Source organism: Mucilaginibacter sp. P5_A6, from assembly GCF_056400585.1.
In genome coordinates this window covers 63,032-72,851 of sequence record NZ_JBFUKZ010000029.1, presented here as the reverse complement: position 1 = coordinate 72,851, position 9,820 = coordinate 63,032, and the positions used below count along the sequence as shown (strand labels likewise).

Below are 9,820 nucleotides of genomic sequence, written 5' to 3'. Positions count from 1 at the left end.
GGGAAAGAGGAGTGTATTTGGGCCTCGCAAAGGCCCAGGTAAATGCAGTACCATGATATCATCTGTAAAATAAGCAACTGTCGGTGTTTTTTGTAGCCCTGGGTTTCAAAGGCAATGGCTTCATCGCCGGCGGTAACAAAAAATCTGACTTCGCCTTTGCAAGGTTTAAACTTTGATTTCAGCATATCAAAGGCTTTAACTTTAAGCTTGCTGTGTGGATCGTGAATTGTACCATCCATCAAAGCCTCGTTTTTTGAAATGGATATCAGGTAATTTGGCATAAGTACATGTTTTTCTGGATGAAAATCATGCAACAATTTTTACTCCAAAAATTTAAATAAAAGCAGTATTAAATTATAAACGTCATACTACTTTTAAATTTTTACAAATGTTTCCTTTTATTAAATATTGTTAATCAATATTTAATAAATATAACTGATATAATTTACTAAAAGTGTAGTAATTAGTGTATTATGAACCTGTATGTGTAAGGTTTACAACACACATTTGTAAAACTACACAGCTAAAGCACTTTTATTGCGCAGTTCCTCATAAAGTAAAATCACTTTACGCTGCAGATTTGCAATCTCGCTTTCGCGGTCAACCAGTTTCTTTTGAGCAACACTCAGGTTTGATGGAGTAAGGTCAATTTCTCCGGCATCAAGTGCAAGCAGGTTCACTACATTGAGTTCAAAAATATTTGCGATTTGCTCCAATCGCGATAGGTTGATATCTGTTACACCGGTTTCAATTTTTGAAAATGCAGGAATAGAAATACCTAAGCGGTTTGCCACATCTTCCTGGCTCCAGCCATGCTGATGACGCAAGGTTCTGATGTTTTTACCAACAAATTTGTTGGTTTGTTTTTTACTAATGTCGCTCATTTTGGATTCTTCTTAATTGTAAATTAATTAATACAGTACATCCAAACGTTATGCCATCGTTAAATTAGCTTTAAATGCGACTCATTTTGACATATTTTAAGTAAAAATGGGGAAAGTGTTCCACGAAATGTGGATTAACTATTAGTTCATATTGTTGATTATATACAATTTAGCAAATTTAAGTAGCAGTTGCTTTTGGCCTATTTCTTTAAAAAATATGGTAGCCTTAATATCAGGTTTGTGCCCCTCTAAGCTAAGTACCTTACCAAATCCAAAGCGCTCGTGCTCAACTTCCATACCTACCTGCAGGTTTGATGTATCAGACGGTTTAAAATTTGCCGATACCACATGCGCCTTTGCAAGTATAGATGTGGTTTTTACAGGCGCGGATGTTGCCGGTTTTGGTTTCGAGAAAGCATCTGCCTGTTTACCACTGCTCCATGCCTTACGATCATCATCAAAAAATGGGTTGTTACTGGTAGTTGTTGTTTTGGCGCTGTAATCAAGTTCAAGGTATTTAGCATCTATCTCATCCAGGAAGCGGCTTGGCTCGCAGCTGATGAGTGTGCCAAATTTAAAGCGTGAAGTAGCATAGCTTATAGTGAGCTTACTTTCGGCACGGGTAACAGCTACGTAAAACAGGCGGCGTTCTTCTTCCAGGTCGCTGCGTGAGTTGAGGGACTTCTGCGACGGAAACAGGTTCTCTTCCAGGCCTACAACATGTACCTGCGAAAACTCCAATCCTTTGCTGGAGTGAATGGTCATGAGTGATACCGTATCGGCATCCTGGTTTTTGTCTTTATCATCGTTGGTAAGCAAAGCAATATCCTGCATAAATATATCCAGGCCTTTTTCTTCAATGTCTTCACGCTCGCTAAACTCCTTAATCCCATTCAGCAACTCCTGTATGTTTTCGTAGCGGTTTAGTCCTTCTACCGATTTATCCTCGTAAAGGTCTTTAAGTAAGCCCGAGTGCTGGGCAATATACAATGCCGATTCATAGGCCGACTTTGTTTTTGACAGCACCTGGAAGCTTTGGATCATGGTGGCAAAGTTGCTGAGAGACGGAGATGGTTTACCATCAAAATATTGAACCGGATCAACTATTACCTCCCATGGGGTAACCTTATGATGATCGGCGCTTACAATGATCTTGTCAACCGTGGTATCGCCAATTCCCCTTTTAGGGTAATTGATGATGCGTTTCAGCGCTTCCTCATCATTAGGGTTAAATGTAAGGCGAAAGTAGCCTATCAGATCCTTAATCTCTTTACGCTGGTAAAAAGACAAACCACCATAAATTTTATAAGGAATTCCCAGCTTACGCAGGGCCTCCTCCATGGAGCGCGACTGGGCGTTGGTACGGTACAGGATAGCAAAGTCATGCCATTTTTTACCCTTCAGGCTCCTGTCCTGCATAATGGCTTCGGCCACCATTTTACCTTCTTCGTTATCGCTGAAGGCGCGCATTATCTTTATTTTATCACCCGCTTCCTTTTCGCTGAAAACATTCTTTTTAAGCTGCTCTTTATTGTTGCTGATGATGCTGTTGGCCACATTCACAATGTTTTGTGTCGACCGGTAGTTCTGCTCCAGCTTAAATACTTTCAAATCCGGGTAATCCTTTTCAAAGTTGAGGATGTTTTGGATATTGGCTCCGCGGAAGGCGTAGATACTTTGCGCATCATCACCTACCACACATAGGTTCTCGTTAACGGCGGCCAGTTTTTTTACAATAAGGTATTGCGAAAAGTTGGTATCCTGGTACTCATCCACCATCAGGTATTTAAACTTGTGCTGGTATTTGTTCAGTACATCGGGGTGTAGCTTAAGGAGCTCGTTGGTTTTGTAAAGTAAATCATCAAAATCCATAGCGCCGGCACGGAAGCAGCGGGTGGCATACATCTCGTAAATTTTACCCAGCTGCCCACGCCCTGTCGACATGTCGTCGGCCTGGATCTGCTCATTCTTGTTATATTCCCTAAACGATATCAGGTTATTTTTTGAGGCCGATATGCGGTTAAGCACAAAATTCACATTGTATAGTTTATCATCCAGGTTCAATTCTTTTATAATCGCCCTTAGTACGCTCTTGCTATCGTCGGTATCATAAATGGTAAAGTTGCTGGGGTAGCCAATTTTTTCGGCTTCCACACGCAGTAGCTTGGCAAAAACCGAGTGGAAGGTACCCATCCAGATGTTTTTAGCTTCACCGCCAACCACGTGGGTAATACGTTCGCGCATTTCGCGGGCGGCTTTGTTGGTAAATGTTAAAACCAATATGTTAAATGAATCCACACCCTTACGGATAAGGTGGGCCACCCTGTAGGTAATAACCCTTGTTTTGCCCGATCCGGCACCGGCGATGATCATCACCGGCCCTTCAGTTTGTTCTACTGCTGCCCTTTGTTCGGGGTTTAAACCCTGTAAATAATCCAAAATCTTTTCCTCTTTTCTTGAAAAAGCGAAATTAAGGTTTTGAAGCGAAAGGGGAAAGTAAGATTGAAGGTGGACGGGATAAAAATATTAACAATGGGGTAGGGCGTGGAAAAGATGGAAGGATGTTTTGTAATTTCCGGGTTTATGTTACAACAATGGCTTATGTTAAAAAGAATAAAAATATATAGCCCATAATTGTATTTTTAAAAAATATATAATTATTGCTGCTTATGATGGATTGGCTGAAGCGTAACGGGATACATTTTGCTGTTGCTGGTGTTTTTTTGGTATTGTGTTTTCTATATTTTTCGCCCGCTTTCCAGGGGAAGACCTTAGGGCAGGGGGATGTATTGGGTGCGCAATCAACCCAAAAAGAGATCATGGATTACCGCGCCCGCGATACCACCATTTTGTGGACAAACCAGGTTTTTGGCGGAATGCCTGCGTACCAGATCTGGGCACCATACAAAGCCAATATTGCAACGCATATTATATATGTAATTGGCTATGCGGTACCCAACCCGGTGGGTATGGTGCTGGTGTTTTTGTTTGGCGCTTATTTTTTACTCAATGTGTTAAAACTTAACCCCTGGTTGGCGGCTGCGGGTGCTGTGGCATTTACTTTTACATCCTACAACATGATATTGCTGGCGGCCGGGCATACCAACCAGGCCTTTGCCATCGCTTTTTTTGCACCTATACTGGGTAGTATGCTATTGACTTTAAGGGGCCGATACCTGTTAGGGGCCTCATTAATGGCCTTGTTCCTCGCTATTGAAATTAAGGTGAATCACCTGCAAATGACCTATTATTTAATGCTGGCAATATTGATTTTGGTAGGTATCGAACTTTATCAAGCTATCAAAAATAAAACGACAACGTCTTTTTTTAAATCTCTTGCTTACCTATTGGCGGCATCATTATTAGCTTTCGCTGTAAATGCGTCATCGTTGTGGAGTACTTATGAATATGGTAAGGATAGTTATCGCGGTAAATCAAACCTAAGCAATAATACCAAAGAGCCGCAAAATGGCCTGGCCAGAGATTATGTGTACCAATACAGCCAGGGCGTAGCCGAATGCCTTACCTTTTTGGTGCCAAATGCATACGGCGGCGCCTCGGGACCCGAATTGCTGAACGAAAACTCCGAAATGGTAAAAGTATTTACCGATAAGGGCGAACAACCGGAACAAGCCTTAAATTATGCTCAGCAGATCTCGTCTTTCCCGGGTTTGTCACTTTATTGGGGCGAAAAGCGGCCAGGCACTAGCGGGCCATATTATTTTGGCGCAAGTATTTGCCTGCTTTTTGTGTTTGGTTTAATTATAGTAAACAACAGGCTTAAATGGTGGTTACTGGCAACTGTGATGCTTACTATGCTATTGTCATTTGGCGGCAACTGGCCGTATGTGTCCGATGTGTTTTTAAAATATTTTCCGCTTTACAACAAGTTCCGCGCGGTTGAATCAATTTTGGCCGTGGCAGGTTTGTGTTTTCCAATAATGGCGTTCCTGGGCATACAGGAAGTTACCGCTACTCCTGATAAAAAAACGTTGTTTAAAAAATTGTTAATCGCCTTATACGTTACAGGCGGGCTTGTGCTGATATTGATAGTTGTGCCCCAACTGTTGCTGAGTTTCAGGCCAAACGACCAGGTAAGCGGTGTTGAACAGTTAACCCAGGCTTTAAAAGGAGATGCGGCTATGGCTAATGCCCTTGCTAATGCAGTGGTAAAAGACAGGGCTAATCTTGAACAAGCCGATGCTATTCGTTCGCTGGTTTTTGTGTTGATTACGTTTGGTATTGTTTGGGCTTTTATAAAGCAGAAGGTAAGCTTAACTACGCTTTCGTTGCTATTGTTTGTTGTTATACTGGTTGATCTTTGGCAGGTAGATAAACGCTATTTGAAGGACGCTAATTTTACCGACAAGCAGGAAGCGGCTGTACCTCCGCGAGAGGTTGATTTACAAATAGCGAAAGATCCCGATCCTGATTTTAGGGTATATGATGCAACTGTTAATATCCAAATAGATGTGCAAAATCCCTTCTTCCACAAAACGTTGGGAGGTTATTCGGCTGCACGTATGAAACGCTACGATGAATTGATAAATAATCAGTTTACAAGGGGAGCAAACCCGGCGGTGTTGAACATGCTTAATGCTAAATATATCATCACCGCCGATTCATCAAAACAGGGCCAAACCTTGATAACCAATCCCGATGCATGTGGTAATGCCTGGTTTATAAAAAGTATTAAATACGTGGATAATGCCGATGCTGAAGTGAAAGCGCTTACAGGGTTTTCGCCAAATAATGAGGCTGTGGCCGATAAAAGTTACCAAAGCATAGCCGGTAATTTACAGGGCAACGATACTACGGCTGCTATAAAGCTGTTAAGCTATAACCCCGACCATATGGTGTACAAATCGATGTCAAAAACAGGCGGGGTAGCGGTGTTCTCTGAAATTTATTATGATAAAGGCTGGAAGATGCTGATTGATGGGGCAGAGAAACCTTATTTCCGGGCCGATTACCTGCTGCGTGCCGCAGTTATCCCGGCAGGTGAGCATAAGGTGGAGTTTGTTTTTCATCCGGCATCATATTATGTTGGTGAGGATATTTCAATGGCGGGGTCGGTGTTATTGGTGTTGTTGTTGGGTGGGGCTATGTTTGGGGATAACTTAAATAAATATTGGAAGGGTAGGCGGGTTGCTAAAGCAAAGTAGAAAAGTGCAATATACTAAAGCGATCATTAGAACTTAAACTTCCCTTCAATAAACCAGTGAACAAATTTTATTATCTTCACGCATCACCCATATACACTGTCATGAAGAAAACCCTTACCCTTGGCTTATTAGCAATATCAACAGCAACTTTCGCGCAGCAAAAAACATTAACCGGCTTTACACCGGCATCGTCGGCCAAACAAATAGCTGCCGAAAAAACCTTTGACGAATCCCTGAGCGCCCAACGCATAGGCGAAACCATTAAAACCCTTTCGGCATTTCCGCATAATGTAGGTTCGCCGGGCAGCAAGGCAGTTGCCGATAAAATATTGGCCATGTATAAAAGCTACGGGCTTGATGCGCATATTGAAACTTACACGGTATTATTCCCTACACCTAAAACAAGGGTGCTGGAGCTTACAGGGCCAACAAGCTACACGGCTTTGCTTAAGGAGCCTGCGTTGTCAGATGATGCCACATCGGGCCAGTCCAACCAGCTGTCTACCTATAATGCCTGGAGCGCCGATGGCGATGTAAGCGGTCAGCTGGTATTTGTTAACTATGGCCTGCCGGATGATTACGAAAAGCTGGCCGCCATGGGTATTGACGTGAAAGGTAAAATAGTAATAGCTAAATATGGCCGCTCGTGGCGGGGTATAAAACCCAAGGTTGCCTATGAGCATGGAGCGATAGGCTGTATCATTTATTCAGATCCTGCTGATGATGGTTACTCTGCGGGGGACGTGTATCCTAAGGGAGCTTACAAAAATGAGTTTGGTGTACAGCGCGGTTCGGTAATGGATATGGTTATCTATCCCGGCGATCCGCTTACACCGGGTGTAGGCGCTACTAAAGATGCCAAACGTTTGGATAGGAAAGATGCCACCACAATATTGAAAATACCTGTTTTGCCTGTAAGCTATCATGATGCGCAACCACTGCTGGCTGCGCTTGATGGCCCGGTAGTACCGGCTGGATGGGCTGGCTCATTGCCTATAACTTACCATATTGGTGGCGGAAAGGCCCTGGTGCACCTTAAAATGGAATTTAACTGGGATATGGTACCAGCCTATGATGTGATAGCCCAAATTAAGGGTTCCACCTACCCTAATGAATGGGTGATGCGCGGCAACCACCACGATGCCTGGGTAAATGGCGCCAATGACCCGATAAGCGGACAAGCGGCTATGATTGAAGAAGCAAAAGCCCTTGGCAACCTGCTAAAAACCGGTTGGAAACCAAAACGCAGCATTATTTACTGCTCATGGGATGGCGAGGAACCAGGTCTGCTGGGCTCTACCGAGTTTGCAGAAGGCCATGATAAGGAATTGCAGCAAAAAGCCGTGGTTTATATCAACTCGGACAGTAATGGCCGTGGGTTTTTAGGTGCAGGCGGTTCGCAAGCTTTAGAAAGTTTTATTGACGAGGTGACCCGGGGCATAACCGACCCGCAAACCAAAGTAAGTGTGTTCGATCGTAAAAAGGCCATGGAACTGGTTAACGCCAAATCAACCAGTGATAAAAAGGAGATACTTGAACGCAAGGGCGAGAAGCTGGAAGCATTGGGTTCCGGATCTGATTTTTCGTCGTTCCTGCAACATTTGGGCATCCCTACGCTTGATTTTGGTTTTGGCGGCGAAGACGGCGGTGGCGAATACCACTCTATTTACGATTCGTTCGATGATTACAAACGCTTTAAAGATCCTGATTTTGCTTATGGCGTGGCCTTGTCGCAAACTGCTGGTCACTCGGTTTTGCGGATGGCCGATGCCGATGTGCTGCCCTTTGATTTCCGCAGCCTGCAGGCTACCATCAGCAAATATGCTACCGAACTTACCAAGCTGGCAGACGATACCCGCGAAGCCACTAAAATAGATAACCAGCTGATAAAAGCCAATAACTATACCCTCGCTGCCGACCCAACCCGCCTGTACAAGGCCCCGACAGCTAAAAGCGAAGTGCCACAAATAGATTTTAAACCATTAACCGGCGCGCTGGATTCATTAAAGAAAAGCGCGGATAAACTGGCCACCTATTGGGCTGCCGCCGCACTTAAAGATGGCGACCACGATAAACTAAACAAACTCCTTTACCAGGCCGAACAGCAATTGCTTACTGTTGACGGTCTGCCACGCCGAGGCTGGTATAGGCATACCATTTACGCGCCAGGCTTTTACACGGGTTACGGTGTTAAAACCCTTCCTGGTATCCGCGAAGCTATCGAGCAGCGTAGCTGGGATGAGGCTAAGCAGCAGATAGAGGTTGTGGCCGGGAGGATAAACGCGTTAGCGGGGTATTTGGCGATGGGAGCGAAGTAGGAAAGCTTAGTTATTACCGTAATCTTTATGAATATTTTTAATGGTGTAAATAAAACGGCTATACAGTAGTAGTGTTAAATTTCTTTAGCTATTTTAGCGTTCATAAAGCCTAAATATCACAATGACAATTCTCAGTATAATATTTTATTTTTTAGCTTTTGTAGCTATAGTTGGATCGATCGGAAATAGAATTAAACCCAACAATCCAAATCAACCAGTTACAAAGGAGCAATTAAAAGGCTCACTTATAATCGGTTTAATATTTTTAATTATCGGTTATATAACTTGGCCCAATCAAAGTGTGTTAGTCGATAAGCCTGAAACAGAGGATATCAGTAAATTGGATGTTGATGCATATGTAATGTCTGAAGAATTTATAAAAAAACAGCTTAAGGCTCCTGCAACCGCCGATTTTCCCGGAGGTTCAGATGGAAGAGTAAAATATTTAGGTGATAGTGTATTCTATATTGATTCATACGTAGATGCTCAAAATTCTTTCGGTGCGAATCTTCGTTCAAATTACAGCGGAAAAATCAAATATAAGGGAAAGGATCAATGGATAAATATCGACCTTATTTTGAGAGAGAATAATTAGATGATATGAACTAAAGTGTCGTTTAAATCTGTAGATCATGTCCTTAGATTGTTATCACTTAACAGATATTCGTAAGCAACACTTACTATTTCAGATAGAAGAATATGAACTTGACGAGATAGCAGAAGTATTATCAACGTTTAAAAAAGCTACCGGTCTTTACATCAACCTTTATGACGACGTAAAGCTTTACCAGGATCATGTTAAATTACTATTATCTCTCATCAACAGTAGTTTAAGTGGCATATGGGATAAAAATAGAAAACTTATAAGACAAGGGTTGTTGTCGAAATTTAATGTTTCTAAAGATGGTTTCTTAATGGTTGGGGATTAACAATAAAACATGAATCTGCTCTTAGACGATCTTACTATCAATATCTCACACATTGACTATAGCGATCTGATGCATAGTTGGCATTGGTTACTACCCAATGTTAAACAGATACTACTCATCTCCAAAATGGGAGATATGTTTTTATCAGCCAATAACGGATTTATATACTGGCTGGCCACAGATGATGGTAGCCTAAAAAAGATAGCGGATACCAAGGCTCAGTTTGAACAACGTTTGATGGATGATGATAATGTAGATAACTGGTTTTTGCCATCCTTGGTGACAGAATTGATAGCAGCTGGTAAGCTGTTAGGCGAAAAGCAGGTATATAGCTTTAAAAAGCTACCTATCATTGGTGGTGAGTACGCGGCAGATAATATTGATCCAACAGACATCAGTGTTCATTTTACATTGACTGGGGTAATTCATGAACAGATCAAAGATCTACCAGATGGCACAAAAGTGCAGATCAAATTGGTTGATTAAGTTGTCAGACTGCGGGATAATTGAAATTATTACTTAAA

Annotated in this window: 8 protein-coding genes; 5 read left to right on the top strand and 3 right to left on the bottom strand. The window is 42.4% G+C overall.

Annotated features, from left to right (window positions below):
• The 3 genes from AC1DO4_RS24690 to AC1DO4_RS24680 form a co-directional block, all read right to left on the bottom strand.
• Positions 1–281, bottom strand: a 281-nt coding sequence (locus AC1DO4_RS24690) for a hypothetical protein (protein WP_477420262.1), incomplete at its 3' end; no start/stop codon positions are given.
• A gap of 234 nt (positions 282–515) precedes the next feature.
• Positions 516–884 (bottom strand): helix-turn-helix domain-containing protein, encoded by a 369-nt coding sequence (locus tag AC1DO4_RS24685; RefSeq protein ID WP_477420260.1) that lies wholly within the window; start codon positions 882–884, stop codon positions 516–518.
• Positions 885–1,025: 141 nt separating this feature from the next.
• Positions 1,026–3,323, bottom strand: coding sequence for an ATP-dependent helicase (locus tag AC1DO4_RS24680; protein ID WP_477420258.1), 2,298 nt, complete (start codon positions 3,321–3,323; stop codon positions 1,026–1,028).
• Between the two features lie 230 nt (positions 3,324–3,553).
• On the opposite strand from AC1DO4_RS24680, the gene AC1DO4_RS24675 reads away from it, so the two are divergent.
• The 5 genes from AC1DO4_RS24675 to AC1DO4_RS24655 all read left to right on the top strand — a co-directional run bounded on the left by AC1DO4_RS24675 (position 3,554) and on the right by AC1DO4_RS24655 (position 9,782).
• Positions 3,554–6,049 (top strand): hypothetical protein, encoded by a 2,496-nt coding sequence (locus tag AC1DO4_RS24675; RefSeq protein ID WP_477420256.1) that lies wholly within the window; start codon positions 3,554–3,556, stop codon positions 6,047–6,049.
• 101 nt (positions 6,050–6,150) lie between these two features.
• Positions 6,151–8,367 carry a transferrin receptor-like dimerization domain-containing protein gene (locus tag AC1DO4_RS24670; RefSeq protein ID WP_477420254.1) on the top strand — a complete coding sequence of 739 codons (2,217 nt, stop codon included), beginning with the start codon at positions 6,151–6,153 and terminating at the stop codon, positions 8,365–8,367.
• A gap of 121 nt (positions 8,368–8,488) precedes the next feature.
• Entirely contained in the window at positions 8,489–8,962 is a 474-nt protein-coding gene (locus AC1DO4_RS24665; protein WP_477420253.1) for a hypothetical protein, read from the top strand.
• Between the two features lie 37 nt (positions 8,963–8,999).
• Positions 9,000–9,296 (top strand): hypothetical protein, encoded by a 297-nt coding sequence (locus AC1DO4_RS24660; RefSeq protein ID WP_477420251.1) that lies wholly within the window; start codon positions 9,000–9,002, stop codon positions 9,294–9,296.
• Positions 9,297–9,305: 9 nt separating this feature from the next.
• On the top strand, positions 9,306–9,782 hold the full coding sequence (locus tag AC1DO4_RS24655) for a T6SS immunity protein Tdi1 domain-containing protein (RefSeq protein WP_477420249.1): 477 nt from the start codon (positions 9,306–9,308) through the stop codon (positions 9,780–9,782).
• The last annotated feature ends 38 nt before the right edge of the window (positions 9,783–9,820 follow it).

Bases quoted from the DNA above. Each gene is read 5' to 3' on its own strand.
- AC1DO4_RS24675 (WP_477420256.1), top strand. From the start codon at position 3,554: ATGATGGATTGGCTGAAGCGTAACGGGATACATTTTGCTGTTGCTGGT.
- AC1DO4_RS24660 (WP_477420251.1), top strand. From the start codon at position 9,000: ATGTCCTTAGATTGTTATCACTTAACAGATATTCGTAAGCAACACTTA.
- AC1DO4_RS24670 (WP_477420254.1), top strand. From the start codon at position 6,151: ATGAAGAAAACCCTTACCCTTGGCTTATTAGCAATATCAACAGCAACT.
- AC1DO4_RS24655 (WP_477420249.1), top strand. From the start codon at position 9,306: ATGAATCTGCTCTTAGACGATCTTACTATCAATATCTCACACATTGAC.
- AC1DO4_RS24665 (WP_477420253.1), top strand. From the start codon at position 8,489: ATGACAATTCTCAGTATAATATTTTATTTTTTAGCTTTTGTAGCTATA.
- AC1DO4_RS24685 (WP_477420260.1), bottom strand. From the start codon at position 884: ATGAGCGACATTAGTAAAAAACAAACCAACAAATTTGTTGGTAAAAAC.